We start from the raw sequence: 22,737 nt of genomic DNA, 5'->3' as shown, positions 1-22,737 counted from the left end.
GCGACGAGAATTATTTTTTCTCGTCTTTTACTTCTTCGAACTCAGCATCAACAACATCGTCGTCTTGCTTAGGCTGTTCGCCAGCTTCAGCTTCAGCGCCAGCACCTTGTGCTTGAGCTTGTTGCTGTGCGATTTCCATTAGTTTCTGAGCCGCTGCCATTAGCGCTTGAACTTTCGCGTCAATCGCTTCTTTGTCTTCACCTTTACGAGCTTCTTCTAGCTCAGTGATTGCAGCGTCGATCTTCTCTTTCTCTTCTGCAGGTAGCGCTTCACCAGCTTCTTCTACTTGCTTACGAGTACCGTGAATCATTTGGTCTGCTTGGTTACGTGCAGCTGCTAGCTCTTCGAACTTCTTGTCCGCTTCTTTGTTAGCTTCTGCTTCTTGAACCATTTTCTCGATGTCTTCATCGCTCAGACCGCCAGACGCTTGGATAGTGATCTTCTGCTCTTTACCTGTCGACTTGTCTTTCGCAGATACGTGTAGGATACCGTCCGCATCTAGGTCGAAAGTAACTTCGATTTGAGGCATACCACGAGGTGCAGCTTGAATGCCTTCTAGGTTGAATTGACCTAGAGACTTGTTGTACATCGCTTGCTTACGCTCACCTTGAAGAACGTGGATAGTTACCGCGTTCTGGTTGTCTTCTGCTGTAGAGAAAACTTGGTTCGCTTTCGTTGGGATAGTGGTGTTCTTCTCAACTAGCTTAGTCATTACGCCGCCCATAGTCTCGATACCTAGAGACAGAGGAGTAACGTCTAGTAGAAGTACGTCTTTCACATCACCAGCAAGTACACCACCTTGAACTGCAGCACCCATTGCTACTGCTTCGTCTGGGTTCACGTCGCGGCGAGCTTCTTTACCGAAGAACTCAGCTACTTTCGCTTGAACCATAGGCATACGAGTTTGACCACCAACTAGGATTACGTCGTTGATGTCACTTACTGATAGGTCTGCATCTGCTAGAGCAACTTTTAGTGGCTCAAGAGAACGTTGTACTAGGTCTTCAACTAGAGATTCTAGTTTCGCACGAGTCACTTTTACGTTCATGTGCTTAGGACCAGTTGCATCTGCAGTCACGTAAGGTAGGTTTACGTCAGTTTGAGAAGTAGAAGAAAGCTCGATCTTCGCTTTTTCTGCTGCTTCTTTAACACGCTGCATTGCTAGTGGGTCGTTCTTAAGATCGATGCCTTGCTCTTTCTTAAACTCTTCAACTAGGTAGTTGATCATGCGGTTATCGAAGTCTTCACCACCAAGGTGCGTGTCACCGTTAGTTGCTAGAACTTCAAATGTCTTCTCGCCTTCAACTTCGTCAATCTCGATGATAGAGATATCGAATGTACCACCACCAAGGTCATAAACTGCGATAGTGCGGTCACCGCCTTTCTTGTCCAGACCGTAAGCAAGTGCTGCTGCTGTTGGTTCGTTGATGATACGTTTAACTTCTAGACCTGCGATACGCCCCGCATCTTTCGTTGCTTGACGCTGCGCATCGTTAAAGTAAGCAGGAACTGTGATAACTGCGCCAGTCACTTCCTCACCTAGGAAGTCTTCAGCAGTTTTCTTCATTTTCTTAAGTACTTCAGCAGATACTTGAGGAGCAGCCATTTGTTGGCCTTTCGCTTCTACCCATGCATCACCGTTGTCAGCCTTAACGATTTTGTAAGGCATGATTTCGATATCGCGCTGAACTTCTTCGTCTTCAAAACGACGACCGATAAGACGCTTAATAGCAAATAGCGTGTTCTCTGGGTTTGTAACTGCTTGACGTTTCGCAGGTTGACCTACTAGCGTTTCGCCGTCTGTGTAAGCGATAACCGATGCGGTTGTACGCTCACCTTCAGCATTTTCGATTACGCGTGGTTTGTCGCCGTCTAGAACAGCAACACAAGAGTTAGTAGTACCTAAGTCAATACCAATGATTTTACCCATCAGGCTATCTCCGAATAATTCTATTGTTTCGTTTGCTGCCTCAGTGTGAGGCTGAGAGCCGACAATTTGTCCGCTCGCAATAGGTTTGTTTTCTGTATGACCCTTAGATAAGGGCGTCAAAATGCTTTTCAAGGGAAAAAGTGAAAAAATTTTAAGTTTTTTCTTCTCCGATGAGGCATCACCGCCTACCTTGGACGTTATTCAACCTACGCCAAGTGTTTGAGAAATAAAAAAGCGGAGCCAAATGGGCTCCGCTTTTCTTCTCTAATGATTTTTTTGGCGATTAAGCACGACTCTCAGCGAGTGTCGCTTCGCTCTCTTGAGCTTCTGGCGCACCAAGCTCGCCTTCACTACCCGCTACAATAGTGTTCACGGCGGTATCACCTACTACGTTAGAGCTTGTACAGAACATATCGTTAATACGGTCAACGGCAGCAACAATCGCCAAACCCTCTGGTGGCAAACCTAGTTGGTGAAGGATAACACCAATCATCACGACACCACCGCCAGGGACGCCACCAGCACCGATAGAAAGAAGCAATACTGTAAAGCCTAGAGTAAACAGATCGCCCATTTGGATTGGCTGACCAAAGGCATTGGCAATGAAAATCGTCGCGATAGCGATGTAGATAGAAGCCCCTGCCATGTTCATGGTCGCGCCAAGTGGTACACCAAAGCCAGCAACGGACTTAGAGACACCGATTTTGTCTGTCAGAGTACGCATAGTCACTGGAATCGTCGCGTTAGAGCTTGCCGTCGATAGAGAGAACAGCACCTGCTCACGAGTCGCGCGAATAAACTGCGCTGGCGTCATCTTAGTTGTTGCGCCGACCATGATTGGGTACACAACGAAGATCCATAGCACAAGGATACCAACCACCAAGGCAACATAGCCAGCTACGGATGCCAATGTATTAGCATTTAGCGTTGCGCCAAGCTGAATCATAAGTGCGAATACACCGTACGGAGCTAGGCTCATGACAAGACCGATTAGCTTCATCATCACGTCGTTAGCGACTTTGAATGCATTGATTGCCGGACCACCTTTCTTATCCAGGGCTTGGATCGCCAGACCTGTTAGGATCGCCATAAAGATAATTTGTAGCATGTCGCCATTTGCAAACGCTTGAATTGGGTTGCTTGGGACAATGTTCGTGATCATCGAGAAGATGTCTGGCGTCGTTGTAGAGGTGATCTCCACCGCTTCAGCAACTGTGCCGCCTAAATTAGCACCAGCACCTGGCTGTACAATCATACCAATCGCAAGAGCAAAGGTGATTGCAATAACGGTGTTAAGAATATAAAGCGCAAAAGTTTTGCCGCCAAGGCGACCGAAAGAGTTGATGTCTTTAAGTTCTACAATACCGCACACGATAGATACGTAGACCAGCGGTACAACTAATAGCTTGATAAGTGAGACGAACATGCCGCCAACGCCTTCTGCCAAACCTAATAGGTATTGGTCAAAAATGCTAACACCCGCGAACAAGTATTGAATCGCCGTACCAATCAAAAGGCCAGCAAATAGACCTATAAAGATCTTTTGGGATAGTGATTTATTCATTCATAAACTCCAGAATGTTGTGTTTAGTCCCTGCGTTTTTATAGTTATTTGCTTTCTTATTTATAGAAAGCTCAGGGGATATTACAGATCTAAAGCTAGAATGAAAGCATAAATTTTACATTTCGTTATCCAATTTTTAAAGTTTATAACTCTGTTTTTATCTACAAAACTAGATTATTAAACCAAAAAAAATGAAGCCCATAAGGCTTCATTTTATAGATTTGGGAAAGTTGCTGGGATAAACTTCTAGTGTCAACCCCTAGAAACTTTCTGTTATTTTGACACCATAACCATTGCTGGTCGGATGACGCGTCCGTTGAGTTCATAACCCTTTTGCATAACAAACATGACGGTGTTTGGCTCGTGGTCAGCACTTTCCTGAATAGACATCGCTTGGTGCTGTTCAGGGTTAAACGCTTCACCTTCTGGGTTGATCTCTTTAAGACCGAACTTAGCGACAACATCAACGAATGTCTTGTGCGTCATTTCAACGCCTTCAACAATCGGTTTTACCACTTCGTTTTCAGCATCTGCTGCCGCGATAGCGCGCTCAAGGTTATCAATCACTGGCAGCAGCTCTTCAGCAAACTTGTTAAGCGCATACTTACGAGCTTTGTCAATTTCTTGCTCTGTGCGACGACGCATGTTCTCTACGTCAGCTTTCGCGCGAAGAACAGAATCCTGCTGCTCTTTTACTTTCGCTTCGCTAGATAGCAGGGCTGCTTCTAGCTGAGCAATTTTAGCTTCTTGAATGTCTTGCTCGGATTCTTCGTTCCATTCCACGTCAGCATCAGAACCAACCACTTCTGCATCTTCCTGTTTTGCTTCCGCTTCTTGGGTGTTTAGCTCTTCTTGATTTACCTTGTTTTCTTCGTTGCTCATGGTCTCTCCGGAATACTCGATTCAAGGCAATGCATAATACGACTCACCCACAATTCTTAGGAACAAAATCGCACCAAACACTGCATATATACATACTTTGGGTATATTATGGGGATGAAGATTTGTGATTCAAGCACTAATAGTTTGGAAGTGATATGAAAAAACCTTTTGAGGTGATCGCCATCATAGGCAAACCTCGAGCCCAACAAGCCATTCAAACCCATAAAGAGTTGTTTCAATGGCTAACCTCTAAAGGCTATAAGGTCTTGGTGGATGACAGATTAATCGACATTTTAGTCGATATTCCAAGACAACATTTTTTCAGCCTAGTGCGAATTGGTCGCGAAGCAGATCTCGCTATCGTTGTCGGCGGCGACGGCAACATGCTTGGCGCTGCCAGAGTGCTATCGCGTTTTGACGTTGCCGTTATCGGCGTTAACCGTGGCAATCTCGGCTTCCTAACCGATCTTAACCCTGAGGGATTTGAGACGGCATTAGAAGCGGTACTTCAAGGTGAATACTTGGAGGAGAAACGCTTCTTGCTTGAAGCCGAGATCCACAGGCACGGTCAAATCAAGAGCCACAACGCCGCTTTAAATGAGGCAGTCCTCCACCCCGGACAAGTGGCGCACATGATTGAGTTTGAAGTCTATATCGACGACTCCTTTGCTTTCAGTTTACGCTCTGACGGTCTCATCGTATCGACACCAACAGGGTCTACCGCGTATTCCCTCTCCGGTGGTGGTCCGATCCTATCTTCTCAGCTCAATGCCATCTCTTTGGTGCCTATGTTCCCACATACGCTATCGAGCCGACCGCTCGTGGTTGATGGCAATTGTCGCATAAAGCTCGTTGTCTCTCCTGACAACCGAGGAACGCAAGAGGTGAGCTGTGATGGACAAATCTCGCTGCCCGTTTCTCCTGGTGACGAGATTCACATCTATCAGAGCCCAAACGTACTCAAGCTCATCCATCCTAAGGACTATAGCTATTACCATGTTCTCAGGAACAAGCTCGGTTGGTCTAGTAAACTGTTTTAGAACAATCATATAGATAGCCTCAACATCACCGTTGAGGCTTTTTTTCTTCTTCTCGACGTGCTTTTTGCTCAAAAAACTTACAACAGTGCGTCGTGTCACATAAAAATTTACCTGTACAACTTTACTGTATAAAGAAACAGTATATACTGAATTTACATACAGTAGTGTTCATTTAAACAGGTAATTAAAATGCTGTCTCATCTAAGTGTTAATAATTTTGCTATCGTAAAATCGCTGCAGTTAGAACTTTGTACAGGTATGACAACCATCACTGGCGAAACTGGCGCAGGTAAGTCCATTGCGATAGATGCTCTCGGTCTTTGTCTTGGCGGCAGAGCGGATGCGGGTGCGGTCCGCGCCGGTGAAGACAAAACCGAGGTTACCGCCGCATTTGCGATTGAGAATAACCAGCAAGCAACGCGCTGGCTCGAAGACAATGACCTGTTTGATGGCACTGAATGTATTTTGCGCCGCACGATTACCAAAGAAGGACGCTCACGCGCCTTTATCAATGGCAGCCCGGTCCCCTTGTCGCAGCTTAAAGCATTGGGACAACTGCTCATCAATATTCATGGTCAACATGCTCACCATCAGCTGATGAAAAGTGACTACCAGTTGAGTCTGCTCGATCAATACGCAGGACATACAGCACTGCTCAAGCAAGTCCGCTCCAAATACCAAACTTGGAGAAGCGCCGACATTGCTCTTAATCAGTTAAAAGAAAACAGTGCCAATAACTTAGCTCAGCTTCAGCTTCTTGAATATCAAATCAAGGAACTCAATGAACTAGCTATCGGTGAAGAAGAGTTTCCTGAGCTTGAGCAAGAACATAAGCGTCTATCAAACAGCGGTGAGCTTGCCGTCACCTGCCAGCAAGCAATCGACATTATTTATGAAGGCGATGAAGTCAACGCACTGGCTATGCTTCAAACGGCGAGTAGTAAACTTGTGCAACTCGCAGAGTTGGACTCAAGTCTAGCGCCGCTGCCTAATATGATTGAAGAAGCGATCATTCAAATTGAAGAGGCCAATACTGAGCTTCGAAACTATTTGGACAAAATCGATGTCGACCCTGAGCGTATGGCTTATGTTGAGGAGCGTTTTTCCAAAATCATGTCCCTCGCCCGTAAGCATCATGTTATGCCCGAGGAGCTCTATCAGCATCATCAAGATCTGCTGACACAAATAGAGGCTCTTGATTGCTCTGATGAGAAACTTGCAGAGATGGAACAAGAAGTTACCGCGCACTTTGAAGCCTATGTCAGAGCCTGTGAAAAGCTCAATAAGTCACGCGGTCGCTATGCAAAAGAGCTTAATAAGCTAATTTCTCAAAGCATGCATGAACTTAGCATGGAGAAAGCGAAGTTCGCTATTGATGTTTCCTTCCATCCTGAGCACCCCTCTCCAACCGGTATGGATAACGTCGTGTTCCTAGTATCGACCAACCCAGGTCAACCGATGCAGCCCATTGCCAAAGTGGCGTCAGGTGGTGAGCTTTCACGAATCTCTCTTGCAATTCAGGTTATTACCGCACAAAAAGTCGATACACCGAGTCTTATTTTTGATGAAGTGGATGTGGGTATCAGCGGCCCTACCGCAGCGGTCGTGGGTAAAATGCTTCGCAAGCTTGGTGAGTCGACTCAAGTACTGTGTGTTACCCACCTACCACAAGTTGCGGGTCACGGTCATCAGCAACTGTTTGTTACTAAAACTACAAAAGCCAACAAAACAGAAACGAGCATGCTTAACTTGAATGAGCAGGAACGCATCAGTGAATTGGCTCGTTTGCTTGGTGGCAGCCAAATCACCGACTCAACATTGGCCAATGCTAAGGAGCTACTGATCGCAGCATGATTACGTTAGGTGGAGATAGTTCCCTAAACCGGGAAAATTAACCAAGGATTGCTGCTCAACTCATAAAACGAGCGCCAATAGCCCTATCTAGAGCAGACAAGTTTTTACTTCTGGCTCATCCTTGTTTATTATCTTTGCAGTTTCAAAAATCGACGTTGTAAATTAGAGCTATGCAATTAAAGAAGTGGTTACTTGCATTACCACTAGCACTTAGTGTGCTGACAGGATGTTCAGTAATAGAAAAAATCGTTTATCGCATCGACATCAACCAAGGCAACTTCGTTGAGCAAAATGCGGTAGACCAACTACGCTATGGCATGACCAAAGAACAAGTTCGCTTTGTTCTAGGCTCACCTATGCTGGTTGAAAATGGTTATCCAAATACGTGGTACTACATTTATCACGCAACCAAAGGTCACGATGACCCGGTTCAACAAAACCTTATCGTCAACTTTGATGGCAGTGGCACACTCGCCGCGATTTCAGGAGACTATGAGGCGAGCGACAACTTTTTCGACGCGCTCAACTAACCTTATCGGATTCAAAAAAAGCTCGCCTAGGCGAGCTTTTTTAATGTTCAGAAAGTAGTGGTTTCTTAGCTTGTCTCAGAATCTTTCTTCCGAAGCGGAGATGGCTTTCCGCCCGTGACTGGATCGGCTTTGCCTGAGTTCTTCGCCTGTTCTGCACGTTTACGTCTGATCTCTTTAGGGTCGGCAAGCAATGGACGATAAATCTCGATTCGATCCTTATCTCTGACCGTCGCGTCAAGTTTAACATTTCGACTAAACACGCCGACTTTGTTTTCAGACAGGTCTATCTCTGGGTAAACCGCTAGAACCCCCGACTTTTGAATGATCTCTTCTACCGTCGATTCGTGGTTTACCACCAACTGAAAAACACGCTGCTCTTGAGGCAATGCATAAACCACCTCAACGTGGATTAGCTGCGAATCAGCACTCATAGGTGTAAACCTCTTTGGCACGCTTTGTAAACGCGTTAACCATATTGCTCGTTACATCGTGGAAGATCTTTCCAAAAGCGAGTTCAATCATTTTGCTCGAAAACTCAAACTCAAGCTTAAGCTCAACTTTGCAGGCTTGATCATCAAGTGGAATGAAAGACCAAACGCCCTTAAGCATCTTAAAAGGACCGTCAACCAGCTCCATCAAGATTTCGCTTCCATGCACTAAAGTATTCGCGGTAGTAAATGTTTTACTGATCCCTGCCTTAGAGACATCAACCGATGCAACCATCGCTGAGTTGGTCGCCTCTAATACTCGAGAACCTGAACAGCCCGGCAAAAAATCAGGATAACTGGCGACATCATTGACCAAGTTAAACATTTGATCAGCACTAAACATCACGAGCGCTGAGCGAGTCACTTGTTGCATAAAAACTCCCCAAACTAAAAGGTTGCCTCCGATTCTACTGTTAAGCAGCTGTTAGCTCAAGTCGCACGCTCACACCCTACTAGAATAGGGAGGTAACGCAAGCTCACACAAAACAAAACCTTGGCGAATAAAACCCTTTCCTTAACACAAAAACAAGCCGTATAATGACGCCACTATGGTAAAGAAGAATTCAAAGAATAAAGCGGGTAGCAATACCATCGCTCAGAACAAGAAAGCTCGCCACGAATTTCACATTCAGGACGAGATCGAAGCTGGTATCGAGCTGCAAGGCTGGGAAGTTAAATCCCTACGCTCAGGCAAAGCCAATATCGCTGAGAGCTACGTTTTCCTACGTGATGGCCAAGCTTACATCAGCGGCATGTCTATCATTCCGCTTAACCAAGCATCAACTCACATTGTTGCAGAGCCAACGCGCGTGCGTAAACTGCTCATGCACCGCCGCGAACTAGACAAGCTTATCGGTCTAGTTAACCGTGACGGTATGACGCTGGTTGCTACGACTATGTATTGGTCGCGCTCTTGGGCTAAGATCAAAGTAGGCGTCGCGAAAGGTAAAAGCTTCACGACAAACGTGCTGATTTGAAAGAAAAAGATTGGGCACGTGATAAAGCGCGAATCATGAAGAGTAATTTGCGCTAAAACTGACCAGTTAAACTCCGCAGTGCTAGACAGGCTAAGCTTTTCTGGTAACATGCGAAGAACACTTTGGGGCTGATTTAGGATTCGACAGGAATTTTGCAGTCTGAGGTGCATGCCGTGGGGCGGTTGGCCACGTAAAAAGCCGCAAAAAAATAGTCGCAAACGACGAAAACTACGCACTAGCAGCTTAATAACCTGCTCAGAGCTCTCTCGCCCTAGCTTCCGCACGTAAGACGGGGAATAACGAGAGATCAAACCCAAACGCGCTAGCCCGGATTTTCCCACCTGAGAGATGAACGGCGAATTATAATTCAGGTTAGCCATTAACTAGCGTGTCGGTTCGCAGGTTGGTGGTGAATTTAAAGATCGACTAAGCATGTAGTACCAATGATGAATGGTTTTTGGACGCGGGTTCAACTCCCGCCAGCTCCACCAAACGTTTGGAAAGGGCGATAACTCTATGAGTTATCGCCCTTTTTGTTTTATATTCGATTAAGAAGATTCATTGCATCCGTCGTTAATGAGAGTGAGGTACTTTGCTAAATCCTCATCTGGCATTTCCAACAACCTGTCTCCTACATACCATTCTATGTAGCTTTGATCCGCTAACATGCCTTGTTGAGGGTTGCCTATCCAAAGGCTGTGTTCTTTTGCCAATCGATCTCTGAGCGATATTGCTTGGTCTTGGCTAATGGGGAGATGGATGTGCAGCATGTTCGCTTGGGGCTGCTTAGGGTTTGGAGTGATGTTTGGAAACGCATCGAGCAATGCGTAAACCTGCTTTGTGCGCTCAAACAGTTGAGGCATCACGGCAATTCTCTCATCAAACTGCATCGCCGCCGCAACGACATAAGGGGTTCTATGGTAAACGCTGCCACCTTGTCTGTTCATCCATACGGCGGCTTTTTCAATAAAGGATTGCTCGCCGAGCAGCAATGCTCCGCCTAGCCCACCAATGCCTTTATAGAGAGAGACGTAGGCAGAGCTAAAGCCTTTGGCAATATCAGAATAGTCTTTTCCATAGTAGGCGGCTGATTCCCAAAGCCTTGCACCGTCCATATGGAGATGAATATCATTCTGTTGGCAGTAATGCTTGATTGATTCAAGCTCTGCAAAGCTAGGTAGCTGTCCACCGATTTCTCTCATCGGGAGCTCATACAATACTGCACCTAGCTTATCCTGGATCTTTTCTAAATCCGATAAGCTCCACGGCGTATAAGGCTTACCAACGGGAAGCAAACAAAAGCGATCTTGTAGCTGGTAACCTTGGTTTTCATGAATATGGATATGACTCGATGGATGCATGGCGACGTTGCGGCACTGTTTTGTTTCGCAAGCTATCTGCAACGCTGTCGGCTGAGTCATGGTGCCTGTCACCACAAAAAGCCCCGCCTCGAAACCCAGCATGGCAGCCACTTTTTTCTCGAACGACTGAATTAAGTCCCCTTCACCATATCGGTCATGTTCGATGTTGTGCTGCTGACACCAGTTTGCCATTCGGGCAAACATGTCTGCAGGTGAATACTCTTTGTTGCCAGGCAGTGAAATCCGACATTGTTGCTGCATTACTCTTCCCTATCATTCGTTCTATTGTGAACTAGAGTACCACCAGCAATGCAATTAATAACAGCGCTCTAAACGAATCACACTCATATTGTCAGAAGGCTCATGGTTAAGGTCAACTTGATTCAAGCCAAGTCGTTTACATACCGCTACTGCCGCCGTGTTACCCGCACGGGTTTCAGCAAATATACAACGTGTACCAAACTGTTCGATACCGTAACTAATGAGCTCAGACATCGCCTCGACAGCCAAACCTCGCCCTTGCCTGTCGACTGCAAGACCGAAACCGATAGACGCCTGATTGTCTGACTCTAGACGAAACGCCACGGTGCCAATAACTTGGTGACTCTCTTTGCCTTCGATAACGAGCTGAAATTTGGTGCGTGGCACCTGATGAGCTTGCTCGACAAACATCTCGAGTAAGTGAGCATTAAACTCTGGTGAACATTCTTCTTTAGGGTAAAAGGTTTGGTACTTAGGGTGAGAGGTCATTTGAAGCCAGGCTTCGATGTCTCCGAGGTCAAAATCTCTTAAGATAAGCCTTTCCGTTTCTAGATTGAGCGCCATTTTTTTCTCTTTGTTCGTTCGACGTACTTCGTCATTCCAGTGAGTGTTCAGAATAGTAGCTCACACTTGGTTATGCGAATGTAAATTATCGAATCACACTGTGATGCAAACCTAAAAATCCTCTGTAACGCTAAAAGTTGCTGAGAATTCACTCACAACATCCCCTCAGCTGTGCTCAACACGTCTTAATCCGCATTTTTTGGTTTCCAAGTGATTGGATTATCGTTACCATTTAAATGTCGTAACGACACAAATCTATTCTCAGGGCGGGGCGAAATTCCCCACCGGCGGTAAGTCATCATGATAAGCCCGCGAGCGCCTGATACTGAGTATCAGGGTCAGCAGATCTGGTGTGAATCCAGAGCCGACGGTTATAGTCCGGATGGGAGAGGATAAGTATTATCGAGACACTTGGACACCTTATGGAAAAGTGTCGGTGCTTTGTGCGCCATTTTCGATAGAGCAACACGATAATTTTCGGCACTCATTGAGTGGCGACGGCTTTCGTGTGGCTTGGCTATACCTTTTGGAATCAATAGTTTTATCAAATAGATAGACTAGTGCTTCCCCATATCTATGCCCTGATTCTGGTACTAATATTTAGGAGTATTACCATGAATCAGAACCAAACCTCACTACTGGCCGAATTTGGCACACCTCTAGAGCGCGTTGAGATCGCTCTACAAGCACTGCGTGAAGGTCGCGGCGTACTGCTTCTCGATGATGAAGATCGTGAAAACGAAGGCGATATCATCTATTCCGTTGATCATCTTACAAACCAGCAAATGGCGCTAATGATACGCGAGTGCAGCGGCATCGTTTGTCTTTGTATTACTGATGAACAAGCTCAGCAGTTAGACTTGCCGCCAATGGTAGAGAACAACAACAGCGCAAACCAAACCGCGTTCACTGTCTCTATTGAAGCGAAAGTGGGTGTCACAACAGGCGTATCGGCAGCCGATCGCGTGACGACAATCAAAACAGCTTGTCAGCCAGGTGCACGCCCAGAAGACTTAGCGCGCCCGGGTCATGTATTCCCACTACGAGCGAGAAAAGGCGGTGTACTTACTCGCCGCGGACATACAGAAGGCACCATCGATTTGATGCAGATGGCTGGTCTCTCTCCATTTGGCGTGCTTTGTGAGGTAACAAACCCTGACGGTACTATGGCCAAAGCACCTGAGATTGTTGAGTTCGGTAAGCAGCACAGCATGCCTGTTTTAACGATTGAAGACATGGTGCAATATCGACTTGCCGGCGCAGAACAATCTGCGTAAGTGAATAGATAGAATACGAAGCCGCTCAATAAGAGCGGCTTTTTTGTAGGCGCCACCATAGCTCGCTTCGTGTATCTCTAGAGAGGTGTCGATCTGCTACGAATACACTCTACAAGTATGATGGCTAATCTAAATGCTCAGTTCGAACCTTAATACTCTATTGACACGCACCAAGGTCCTTCCAGACTCCCCATTGGCCAGATTTAGTGGGTTCATCATCTTGGGTCCACCACTTAGCCGAGTAGCGATGACCTTGGTAGATAACTTCCGCACCACCGTTGTATACCGCTGACGCATCCCATGTATCTGCGCAAACGACGCTGCCACCATCCGCTTTCACTGTGACGACATGAGATTTGCTAGTGCTTAGAGCGCCATCACTCACCGTTACCGAAATCGTGAAGTCTGTGTCTACCGATAGGCTCGGCGCAACAAAGCTAAGCGTGCTGCCTTGAGTTGCTACAGACAACTCTGCCGGCGCTTGCCACGTGAACGTGAGAGGATCGCTTTCTGCATCTGTCGATCCCGACGCATCCAACACAACTGAGTCATTTGCGCTTGCCACTGCTGGACCATTCACTACGGCAACCGGTGCGGTATTGGTAGGCGTTGTGCTCGTTGGGTTAACCGTCACTGTTGCCGTCGATGTCCCTGTCGCACCTTCATTATCAGTGACCGTTAACGTAAAGCTATATTGCTCGCTAACCGTAACCTCACCAACAGTAACACTAAGTTGCGCCGTGTTATCACCCGCTACCACCACAGGTTGTCCCGCGGTTTGTGACCAAGCGTAACTGACTATTGAGCCATCACTATCACGGGATGCACTGCCATCAAGGACGAGGGTTGCAGGACCCACGACAGTTTGATTGCCACCAGCATTGGCTGTTGGAGCTCGGTTTACTGGTGTGCCGCCAGCTAAACCTTCATGCATCGCATTAAGAATGTCACCGTTATCAGCGTCAATCTCCCATGAGAACAGTCCCGCAAAGCCTTGTGCTCGAACATACTGACCTTTCGCGATGACAGAGCGAGCATCATCAAACGTCACGAGCTCACCGGTTGAACGATTCCACACGTACGGAGCTTCTGCCAGCTCATCATAGCCATACTCAAATCCATTGATGCCAGTATTGTTTGGACCAATCATAAATGACTTCAAGCCTTTATAATCAATCACACCGTCTTCCCATACACCTTGCGCTGTTGAGCCTTTAAGCTTGCCTGTTGCCACGCCAGTCATAGGGTCAGTGGGATCGGACAGTGTATTTGGCATCACCCCTTCCCAACCACGACCGTACATTGCAGCGCCAACCACTAATTTGTTCGCAGGAACACCTTTCGCGAGAAGAAGCTGAATACCGTTATCTGTGGTGTATGCAGGCCCTTTATACGGCACACCCTCCGCGTCCACACCCGTTCCATCACATTGACCAGGGCTCATGAAGTTACCGCAATAGAGCGCAGCTTGATGGCCGGGTACGTTGTTCCAACCACCATAGAAGTCGTAGGTCATCGCGAAGATGTAATCCATATGAGGCACAGCATCGGCATAGTTCACATCTTCAATCTTGTCATAACCGACACCAACCGCGGATGTCAGTTCATAGGTACGGCCAGTCTCGACGGTTAGCTCATCTAGCATGATTCGAAGTTCTTGCATTAATGCTGCATAAGCATCACCGTCTTTCAAAGGATCGCCAAGGTCGGGAGCAGCCCCTTGCCCACCTGGGTATTCCCAATCAATATCCACACCATCGTAGAACTTCCACGTCTGTAGGAAGCGTTTAACGGACGCAACAAATACGTCTCGATTTGCTTTATCAGTAAAGCTGTAGAAGGGATCTGAAAGGGTCCAGCCACCGATTGAAGGAAGGATTTTGAGATCGGGATTGCGCTGTTTGAGTGCCATGAGCATTGCGTAATTACCTTTGATAGGTGAACTGTACTCATGCCCCGCTTGTGGGAAACTCTTTTGATAGGCCGCCCACGGATCGTGGATAACCACTTCATAGTCGGGCATTCCCTGACACGCTGTTTGAAGCGCATTGAAGCTGTTACCACCAACCGATTTAACTGACTCGTTTGGACCACAAATAGGAATAAAACCATAGATAATATGGGTTAGGTTATCGACGGGAATATTGTCCACGGTAAAGTCGCGACCGTAGATCCCCCACTCGACAAAATACGTCCCGACGACGGTATTTGGATCTGTATTGAAGGTCTTATTGTTAGGGTCAACGTTCATGGTGAGCGGCGCAAGGTGTGCACCATCAGTATCGGCAACAACCAGTTCAGCTGGCGCGCTGCGGCTACAGCCTGTAGCGTCACACGCTTCCACTTCAACCTGATAGCGGCCTCCTTTTGCATACGTAAAGTTAGCTAAGGTTTGACTGCCTGAGATAGGGCCGGTTGCAACCTTGGCACCATCAAAATAGATGTTGTAGGTGTCACCAGTTGTGCCACTCCATTGATTAAATTGAATACCGATATCAGCGGCATCTTTATACTGCACCATCTGGTTGTAACCAGAGGTCGTTTCCATTGCGAGCTGAATCTTTGAAAATTGTAGATTGTTTGAGCCGTAGACATCGATAGACGGCGCAGCAGGAGCAGCCGTGACGCTTTGACTCACTGCCAATGCGACCCCTGATAAGCCTAATAATAGTTTTTTCATTGCCATTCTCTTTCCTTGAAAGACGAAAAATTTCCTGCTCACAACTGTTTACAAGCTAAAACGAATCAAAAGTTCAATAACTTAAGATGTATTAAAAAGTTGTGAACATCGGTATTTATTAATAGGCAGATGTGTTTATTTTTTGTGCAAAAATAAAACTCACTTCGAGTCACCACTCAAAATTAGGTCCTTTGTCTCAGGCATTTTCATTAACTCTCCAACCCTGTGCCCAGAATTTTTCACTCATTTAAAAGATCACAAAAGTCATAAATGCCAAACCCATCCATCAAGCAGATAGCTACACCACCCACACATAAGGGGGATAAATAACAATACATAAACCACATAAATAGCCGAAGCTGATCCGTTATTACTGGAAAAGTGACCACGCTTGTATGACAATGAGCCTCACATTAGTCGGGGGGCATTTATGCTGAGATCACCATTGTGGTGAGACCCGTTGAACCTGATTCAGTTAGCACTGGCGTAGGGAACTGATAGACAATGCAAAAAGACTCACTACCCGAGGCGTCTTTGGCAGGGCTATGGCTGTTCCTTCGCAGAAAAGGAGCATTTATGGTCACAGCATCGCAACACACCCCAATCGTATTAACCATTGCCGGCTCAGATTCTGGCGGTGGTGCTGGTATTCAAGCGGATATTAAAGCGATTTCAGCCACAGGTTCTTACGCCTGCTCAGTCATTACAGCGCTTACCGCTCAAAACACTCAAGGTGTAACAGGCATACTTGGCATTGACCCAGACTTCGTCAAAGCACAGCTTGATGCGGTCTTTAGCGACTTGAACGTTGTCGCTGTCAAAATCGGCATGCTGGCAGATGCCAATATCATTGGCGCTGTCGCCGAAAAACTGCGAGAGTACCAACCGCAATACATCGTTCTCGATCCGGTCATGGTTGCCACCAGCGGAGACCTTCTTCTTGAAAGTAGTGCTATTGATGCACTCAAAACACAGTTGCTACCATTAGCGACCGTGATTACTCCGAACCTGCCAGAGGGCGCAGCACTATTAGGTTGTGATGTCCCACAATCTCAACAGGATATGGAAGCACTGATCGACGCACTGCGTGCTTTGGACACCCCTGCTATTTTGCTAAAAGGTGGGCACTTAGAGTCAGAGCAAAACAGTAATGATCTGTTGATCACTAATAGCGATGTTCAGTTCTTTAATACCACTCGGATCGCGACAAATAATACCCATGGCACGGGCTGCACCTTAAGCTCAGCGATCGCGTCCTTCCTAGCAAAGGGGAACGAACTCGATGACGCAGTAAAACTGGGTAAAGACTATATTACCCAAGCGATAGCGCATGCTGATGAGCTTAAGATCGGTAAAGGTCACGGCCCCGTCCACCACTTCTACGCCCTTAATAAAGACACCTAAGACCAATGACGCCAATTCGTATTCAAGGAGCGACCCTTAGGTATTTGGGCGATAGCAGCGCAATATTCTCAGGGTTAGAAGTGAGATTTGAACCGGCTACATGGACGGCCATTCTTGGTCCAAGTGGCTGTGGAAAATCGACGTTGCTACGCTACATAGCCGGGTTGCTCACTGATAAGGTCGAGTTTTCAGCAACAGAGTTTTCCCCACCACTTGACGTGCTAGCCGATCAGGTGGCCTACATGGCGCAGCAAGATCTGCTGATGCCATGGCTATCCGTGCTCGATAATGTGTGCCTAGCCTCTCGCTTAAATGGCAAGAAAGTGGACGCGCGGACTCTTCAAAAAGCACTGTCACTGCTGGAGAAAGTGGGGCTAGCGGATAAAGCCGCTTCAAACCCCAATGATCTATCTGGTGGTCAAAGGCAACGTGTCGCATTAGCTCGCACCTTAATGCAAGATAAGTCCGTCGTGTTGATGGATGAGCCTTTTTCAGCGCTCGATGCCGTCACGCGCTACAAGCTGCAAGCGCTCGCAGCTAACCTGCTCAAAGGCAAAACTGTGCTGCTGATTACTCACGATCCGCAAGAGGCACTTCGTTTGGGTGAGCAGATCCTAGTCATGAATGGTAAGCCCGCGCGACTGCACAGCATTACTCCACCAAAGCAAGGAATACCTCGTGATATAGACGGCGAGTTCGCGGCTATTCAACAATCCATACTCGAGCACTTAGCTGGGAGTCACACAGAAAAAACTCGATGTCGCTGAACGGCAAGGAGGCTCCCATGACGCTACTCGCTGAGGTTGCGAATCGAAGCCAAAAACAAGCGTCAAAGCAAGGTTTAAGCGCCATGATGCGCGTGATCATTAGCTTGGTGATTATCTTGGCTATCTGGAAGAGCATTGTGGTTATTTTTGATATGCCAAGCTTTATCCTTCCCGCGCCAGAGGCGGTATTTATAAAGCTTTTCGAACGCCATGATGTGTTGCTCAAGCATACCTGGGTGACTAGCCAAGAGATATTACTGGGTCTGTTACTTGGACTGTCTATGGGGCTTTTCTTTGCTCTACAAATGCTGCTGTTTCAACCAGTAAAACGCTGGCTACTGCCGATTCTTATTACTAGCCAAGCGATCCCTGTATTCGCACTGGCACCCATTCTGATGCTTTGGTTAGGGTATGGTATTGCCTCCAAAGTTGTCATGGCTGCACTGATTATCTTTTTTCCGGTAACCACCTGCTGTTATGACGGATTGCGAAATACGCCGACGGGCTATTTAGATCTCTCACAAACAATGGGCGCAAATCGTTGGCGTCAGCTTTGGCATATCCGCTTGCCTGCATCCTTGCCTGTACTAGCATCGGGCATTCGTGTTGCTGTGGTTGTCGCACCGATTGGCGCCGTTGCCGGCGAATGGGTGGGGTCAAGTGAAGGGCTTGGCTACCTCATGCTGCAAACCAATGCTCGAATGCTCATCGATGAGATGTTTGCGGCCCTGTTTATTTTGGCGGCTGTATCTGTCTCTCTCTACTTCATTACAGATTGGGCGCTAAGACGCCTTATCCCATGGGAAAATAACTAAATTCAAAAGGAAAAAGTATGAAATCCACTTCAACTAAAGTCATTGCAGCGCTGCTCACTGCTATGACGACATTCGCCGCAAGCGCTGCCGATAAGTCGATAACGCTGATGCTTGACTGGTTCGTGAACCCTAATCACGGCCCTATCGTCATTGCTCACGAGCGTGGCTACTTTGAAGAGCAAGGGCTAGAAGTCAACATCCAAGAGCCTGCCGATCCAAGTACACCAGCTAAGCTGGTTGCAGCAGGCAAGGTGGACATGGCGGTTTCGTATCAAACCAGCCTAACCATTGATGTTGCGGCAGGTTTGCCTCTTATTCGCAGTGCAACGCTCATTGCTACCCCTCTGAACACCATGATGGTATTGGATAATGGCAAGATCAATTCTCTTGCGGACCTCCAAGGCAAAAAGATCGGTATCGCCATCGCGGGTAATGAAGAAGCGACCATAGGCACTATGCTGCAAACCGAAGGCGTCGCGTACAAAGATGTGCAGATCATCAACGTTGGCTGGGCACTGTCATCATCATTAGCGTCAGGTAAGGTTGATGCCATTTGGGGCGGTCTGCGTAACTTCGAAACAAACCAACTAGAGCTCGAGGGCTTCAAACCAAAGGCCTTCTTCCCTGAAGAGCATGGCGTTCCGACCTATGAAGAACTGGTTTTTGTTGCTAATGCAAAGACTCATGACAAAGAGGCCATCGCTAAATTCAACCGTGCTATCGAGAAAGCGACAACCTACATCGTCAATCACCCTCAAGAATCTTGGACCCAGTTTGTTGCTTACGCGCCAGACACGCTAAACAACGAGCTTAACAAACGAGCATGGCGCGACACGCTAACGCGATTTGCACTGCGTCCATCTGCCATCGACGCTGCTAAATATGATGCCTTCACAGACTTCATGTACCAGCACAAGATCATCTCGAGTAAACCAGCAGCAGAGACCATGGTACCTGTACTGTAGGAGCAATTATGAACCATCAAGACCTTATCAATGCCTGCCAAAGCGAATGGCAAGGCTATACCGAACATGAATTTGTGCAGCAACTTGCTAAAGGTGAGCTTGAGCAAAAAGCGTATTTGCACTATCTAAAGCAGGACTTTCTGTTTCTAAAGCAATATGCCCGCGCATACGCCTTGGCAATCTATAAAGCCAAAACACTGACTCAAATGCGTGAGGCAGTACCTAGCGTGGCTGCCCTACTTGAGTCCGAGATCTGTCATCATGTCTCTTATTGCAGCCAGTGGGGCATTACTGAAGCTGACATGGAAGCGGAAACAGAAGACTTTGGTACCGTGGCGTATACCCGCTATGTACTCGATGCCGGCATGACCGGCGAGCTTGTTGACCTGTATGCGGCTTTGGCACCTTGCGCTATCGGCTATGCCGTGATCGGTAAAGCGCTCATCGAGTCACCCACTACAGTATTAGAAGACAACCCATATCGCAGCTGGATAGAGCTTTATGCCGGTGAAGATTTTCAATCAGGCGTTCAGGTGAGCATTGAGCGTTTGGACACCTTACTCAAAGACATTGAGCTCGATAGCCCGAGAGGCCAAGAACTCATACATGTGTTTAAAACAGCAACAAGAATGGAAATTGCCTTTTGGCAGCAAGGTCTTGATACAAAATAACGCGACGGTGCCGACCTCTTGGTCGGCATTTTTTTCTCTCGTAACCGCTCATTTAACAAACAAAAATCACATCCTCAACCCGCATTTCGGATTTTGTGCCCAAAGTCACGCGTTAACACAATATTTACAACTGAGTTTAACATTGGCAACAAAGTTAGGTAGGATATGGACTCGTGTTTGGTATGTTCAAACACCTCGCGCTCTCTTTCATCATGCTTTTCGTGCAAGCAAGGACGATTGATAAAGGATGAGCATCAACAAGTGATGTCGAACAATCAGACCATGAGTCGCTGAGCTTCGACCTCATCCCCAGCTTTACAGGGAAGAACTATGCAGTCTTTAGTTGATTTTTTAAACGGGATTATCTGGAGTCCCGCTCTTATTTATTTATGTCTTGGTGCAGGCCTTTTCTATTCCATTCTTACTCGATTTGTACAAGTCCGTCATTTCTTCGAAATGTGGCGCTTACTACTGTCGGGCAAGAGCTCTGAAAAAGGTATTTCATCGTTCCAGGCGCTTGCTGTGTCACTATCTGGCCGTGTGGGTACAGGTAACATTGCAGGTGTGGCTGCGGCTATCGGTTTCGGTGGTCCTGGCGCTGTTTTCTGGATGTGGATGGTTGCCTTCTTTGGTGCAGCGACGGCCTACATCGAATCGACGCTCGCGCAAATCTATAAAGAAGAAGATCGTGGCGAGTTCCGTGGTGGTCCAGCTTACTACATTGAAAAAGCCATGGGTCAAAAGTGGTACGCGTGGATTTTTGCTATCGCGACTATCTTTGCGTGTGGTGTCCTACTACCGGGTGTTCAGTCGAACAGTATCGGTAACGCAGTAGAGACCGCATTTGGCTCTGGTGCGATGATTGACACAGCGATTGGTACTATCAGTTTTGCGAAAATTTTCACTGGCGCTGTTATCTCTATCATCCTAGCCTTCATCATCTTCGGTGGTGTTAAGCGTATTGCGCATTTCACGCAGATTGTTGTTCCTTTCATGGCGCTTGCATACATCATAATCGCGTTTGTGATCATTCTTCTGAACATCGGTGAAGTGCCACGTATCGTGGGGATGATTCTCGGCGATGCCTTCACACCTATGGCGGGCTTTGGTGCTGCGATTGGTTGGGGTGTTAAGCGTGGCGTTTACTCTAACGAAGCAGGTCAAGGTACCGGCCCTCACGCAGCGGCAGCAGCGAACGTTGATCACCCTGCGCAGCAAGGTCTGGTTCAATCTTTCTCAATCTACATTGATACCTTGCTGGTTTGTTCGGCAACGGCATTTATGATTCTTATCACTGGCGCTTATAACGTGCACGGTCCTGAGAGTACATTCCTAGTTCAAAACCTTGCGGAAACCGTTGGCGCTAATGGCCCTGCGTTCACTCAGCTAGCGATTGAAAGCACGATGCCTGGTGTTGGTAAGCTGTTCATTGCATTTGCGTTGTTCTTCTTCGCCTTTACTACTATTTTGGCGTACTACTACATTGCAGAAACCAATATTGCTTACATTCGTCGTACCTTTAAGGTAAATGGCCTAATGTTCCTACTGAAGCTAGTTCTGATCACCTCGGTATTCTACGGTACGGTCAAAGCCGCCAACCTAGCTTGGGCGATGGGTGATGTCGGCGTAGGTCTCATGGCGTGGCTAAACATTGTGGGTATCTTGATTATCTTCTTCATTGCTAAGCCAGCTATCGTGGCACTTAAAGACTACGAGAAGCAGCAAAAAGAAGGGGTTGAAGAGTATACGTTTAACCCAGTCGCACTTGGTATCAAGAACGCAGATTACTGGGAAGGTCGATACGAGCGTAAAACAGGTAAAAAGCCTGAAGCGGCTCAAGAGGCGGATTCTGGGTCGACTCAGACGCAAACGTCGTAATCAAACTTGGCGATCGCTTTAGGTAGATCCCTGCCTGCGCATGGATGACTGAAGTAGCCAATAATCGTTTAAAAAAGAAAAAGGGGTAGCTTGGCTACCCCTTTTGTCATTCACTGTTCCCGAATGAATGAAACTTAATTTATGCCGCCACTTCTTGTGCAGAAGTTACCGGCGCTTTTTTCTCACCGATAGGCAAAATTGTGCGGCCGTACTCGTTGTTCAGTACTTGAGCCATTGCGAAGTAAATCGCGCTAGCGCCACAGAAAATTCCTTCGAAGCCAGCGATGGTACCGATCAGTTCACTGCCGAAGAAATCACGCGCAGCCAGCAAGAAGAACAGAATGGTCAATGAACCAAATACAACTTGCTTAGCCACTGGGTAGCAAAGTGAACCGATAAACATGAAACCAGTAAATACGCCCCAAAGCAGTAAGTACCAGCCCATAAACTTCGCCGGACTTGCTGGAAGACCCATGTAAGGCATAACAATAATGCCTACAAGCGTCAGCCAAAATAGACCGTACGAAGTGAAAGCCGTGGTGCCGAATGTGTCACCACGTTTAAAGCACATCATGCCAACAAACACTTGGCTTAGACCGCCATAGAAAATACCCATCGCTAGGATCATCGAATCAATCGGGAAGAAACCTGCGTTGTGGATGTTAAGTAGAATGGTCGTCATACCAAAACCCATAAGGCCAAGCGGCGCTGGGTTAGCGAGTTTGTTAGACATTGTCAAAGAGCCCTAAATTCAAAATTAGTTACAAAAATTGTAGGAAAATTTTAATTCAAAATGTAAATGTTGAGCAGACCCATTATTTGCAATCTA

18 protein-coding genes, 1 other RNA gene, 2 pseudogenes and 2 riboswitches are annotated in these 22,737 nt (G+C 47.0%); of the genes and pseudogenes, 12 read left to right on the top strand and 9 right to left on the bottom strand.

The genetic code is table 11. The annotated features are described in order from the left end of the window. Positions 1–10: 10 nt before the first annotated feature. The 3 genes from dnaK to grpE form a co-directional block, all read right to left on the bottom strand. A complete protein-coding gene (gene dnaK, locus AC6I8Y_RS03465; protein ID WP_498020780.1) occupies positions 11–1,930 on the bottom strand; it encodes a molecular chaperone DnaK in 1,920 nt (639 codons plus the stop codon). A 283-nt stretch (positions 1,931–2,213) separates the two neighbouring features. Further along, positions 2,214–3,494 carry a dicarboxylate/amino acid:cation symporter gene (locus AC6I8Y_RS03460; protein WP_234494414.1) on the bottom strand — a complete coding sequence of 427 codons (1,281 nt, stop codon included), beginning with the start codon at positions 3,492–3,494 and terminating at the stop codon, positions 2,214–2,216. 273 nt (positions 3,495–3,767) lie between these two features. Beyond that, the gene (gene grpE / locus AC6I8Y_RS03455; protein ID WP_042476307.1) at positions 3,768–4,376 is read right to left on the bottom strand and encodes a nucleotide exchange factor GrpE; all 609 of its coding nucleotides are present in this window, start codon (positions 4,374–4,376) and stop codon (positions 3,768–3,770) included. Positions 4,377–4,531: 155 nt separating this feature from the next. Between grpE and nadK the strand changes: the two genes are divergently transcribed. The 3 genes from nadK (at position 4,532) to bamE (ending at position 7,800) form a co-directional block, all read left to right on the top strand. Next, a complete protein-coding gene (nadK, locus tag AC6I8Y_RS03450) occupies positions 4,532–5,416 on the top strand; it encodes an NAD(+) kinase (RefSeq protein ID WP_394153430.1) in 885 nt (294 codons plus the stop codon). A 189-nt stretch (positions 5,417–5,605) separates the two neighbouring features. Further along, positions 5,606–7,270 (top strand): DNA repair protein RecN, encoded by a 1,665-nt coding sequence (gene recN, locus AC6I8Y_RS03445; RefSeq protein ID WP_498020779.1) that lies wholly within the window; start codon positions 5,606–5,608, stop codon positions 7,268–7,270. 170 nt (positions 7,271–7,440) lie between these two features. Further along, the gene (bamE, locus tag AC6I8Y_RS03440; protein WP_234494416.1) at positions 7,441–7,800 is read left to right on the top strand and encodes an outer membrane protein assembly factor BamE; all 360 of its coding nucleotides are present in this window, start codon (positions 7,441–7,443) and stop codon (positions 7,798–7,800) included. 65 nt (positions 7,801–7,865) lie between these two features. Here bamE and AC6I8Y_RS03435 read toward each other — a convergent pair whose 3' ends face one another. Together AC6I8Y_RS03435 and AC6I8Y_RS03430 are read right to left on the bottom strand one after the other, a co-directional pair. Continuing rightward, positions 7,866–8,231 carry an RnfH family protein gene (locus AC6I8Y_RS03435; protein WP_234494417.1) on the bottom strand — a complete coding sequence of 122 codons (366 nt, stop codon included), beginning with the start codon at positions 8,229–8,231 and terminating at the stop codon, positions 7,866–7,868. Beyond that, entirely contained in the window at positions 8,221–8,661 is a 441-nt protein-coding gene (locus tag AC6I8Y_RS03430) for an SRPBCC family protein (RefSeq protein WP_042476294.1), read from the bottom strand. Before AC6I8Y_RS03430 ends, AC6I8Y_RS03435 begins: the two co-directional genes overlap by 11 nt. A gap of 175 nt (positions 8,662–8,836) precedes the next feature. Between AC6I8Y_RS03430 and smpB the strand changes: the two are divergent. Together smpB and ssrA are read left to right on the top strand one after the other, a co-directional pair. Then, a pseudogene (smpB, locus tag AC6I8Y_RS03425) lies at positions 8,837–9,321 on the top strand (SsrA-binding protein SmpB). Between the two features lie 68 nt (positions 9,322–9,389). Further along, positions 9,390–9,756, top strand: a transfer-messenger RNA (tmRNA) gene (gene ssrA, locus AC6I8Y_RS03420). 57 nt (positions 9,757–9,813) lie between these two features. Here the strand turns inward: ssrA and AC6I8Y_RS03415 are convergent. Both AC6I8Y_RS03415 and AC6I8Y_RS03410 read right to left on the bottom strand, forming a co-directional pair. After that, the gene (locus AC6I8Y_RS03415) at positions 9,814–10,887 is read right to left on the bottom strand and encodes a threonine aldolase family protein (protein ID WP_498020778.1); all 1,074 of its coding nucleotides are present in this window, start codon (positions 10,885–10,887) and stop codon (positions 9,814–9,816) included. A gap of 54 nt (positions 10,888–10,941) precedes the next feature. Continuing rightward, positions 10,942–11,451, bottom strand: coding sequence for a GNAT family N-acetyltransferase (locus AC6I8Y_RS03410; RefSeq protein WP_394153422.1), 510 nt, complete (start codon positions 11,449–11,451; stop codon positions 10,942–10,944). 253 nt (positions 11,452–11,704) lie between these two features. Next, a riboswitch (FMN riboswitch) is annotated at positions 11,705–11,849 on the top strand. Positions 11,850–12,065: 216 nt separating this feature from the next. On the opposite strand from AC6I8Y_RS03410, the gene ribB reads away from it, so the two are divergent. After that, complete coding sequence (gene ribB / locus AC6I8Y_RS03405) at positions 12,066–12,728, top strand: 3,4-dihydroxy-2-butanone-4-phosphate synthase (protein ID WP_252013658.1); 663 nt, start codon at positions 12,066–12,068, stop codon at positions 12,726–12,728. A gap of 157 nt (positions 12,729–12,885) precedes the next feature. On the opposite strand, the gene AC6I8Y_RS03400 is transcribed toward ribB, so the two are convergent. Further along, a complete protein-coding gene (locus AC6I8Y_RS03400) occupies positions 12,886–15,408 on the bottom strand; it encodes a glycosyl hydrolase family 18 protein (RefSeq protein ID WP_498020777.1) in 2,523 nt (840 codons plus the stop codon). 408 nt (positions 15,409–15,816) lie between these two features. Then, a riboswitch (TPP riboswitch) is annotated at positions 15,817–15,918 on the top strand. A 66-nt stretch (positions 15,919–15,984) separates the two neighbouring features. Here AC6I8Y_RS03400 and thiD point away from each other — a divergent pair. The 6 genes and pseudogenes from thiD (at position 15,985) to AC6I8Y_RS03370 (ending at position 21,908) form a co-directional block, all read left to right on the top strand. Then, positions 15,985–16,812, top strand: coding sequence for a bifunctional hydroxymethylpyrimidine kinase/phosphomethylpyrimidine kinase (gene thiD / locus AC6I8Y_RS03395; protein WP_498021430.1), 828 nt, complete (start codon positions 15,985–15,987; stop codon positions 16,810–16,812). Between the two features lie 5 nt (positions 16,813–16,817). Then, complete coding sequence (locus AC6I8Y_RS03390) at positions 16,818–17,579, top strand: ABC transporter ATP-binding protein (protein WP_498020776.1); 762 nt, start codon at positions 16,818–16,820, stop codon at positions 17,577–17,579. Between the two features lie 131 nt (positions 17,580–17,710). Then, positions 17,711–18,394 (top strand): annotated as a pseudogene (locus tag AC6I8Y_RS03385) (ABC transporter permease); the annotation flags it as partial. A 17-nt stretch (positions 18,395–18,411) separates the two neighbouring features. Further along, entirely contained in the window at positions 18,412–19,359 is a 948-nt protein-coding gene (locus AC6I8Y_RS03380; RefSeq protein WP_498020775.1) for an ABC transporter substrate-binding protein, read from the top strand. Positions 19,360–19,367: 8 nt separating this feature from the next. Next, positions 19,368–20,030, top strand: coding sequence for a thiaminase II (gene tenA, locus AC6I8Y_RS03375; protein WP_498020774.1), 663 nt, complete (start codon positions 19,368–19,370; stop codon positions 20,028–20,030). A gap of 330 nt (positions 20,031–20,360) precedes the next feature. After that, positions 20,361–21,908 carry an alanine/glycine:cation symporter family protein gene (locus tag AC6I8Y_RS03370; protein ID WP_042476269.1) on the top strand — a complete coding sequence of 516 codons (1,548 nt, stop codon included), beginning with the start codon at positions 20,361–20,363 and terminating at the stop codon, positions 21,906–21,908. Between the two features lie 139 nt (positions 21,909–22,047). On the opposite strand, the gene AC6I8Y_RS03365 is transcribed toward AC6I8Y_RS03370, so the two are convergent. Then, positions 22,048–22,641 carry an acetate uptake transporter gene (locus AC6I8Y_RS03365; RefSeq protein ID WP_128647903.1) on the bottom strand — a complete coding sequence of 198 codons (594 nt, stop codon included), beginning with the start codon at positions 22,639–22,641 and terminating at the stop codon, positions 22,048–22,050. Positions 22,642–22,737 lie beyond the last annotated feature (96 nt).

The organism is Vibrio sp. KUL78, from assembly GCF_059725505.1.
Note: the sequence above shows the minus strand (reverse complement) of the source record. Positions and strands in the feature narration are given on the sequence as shown.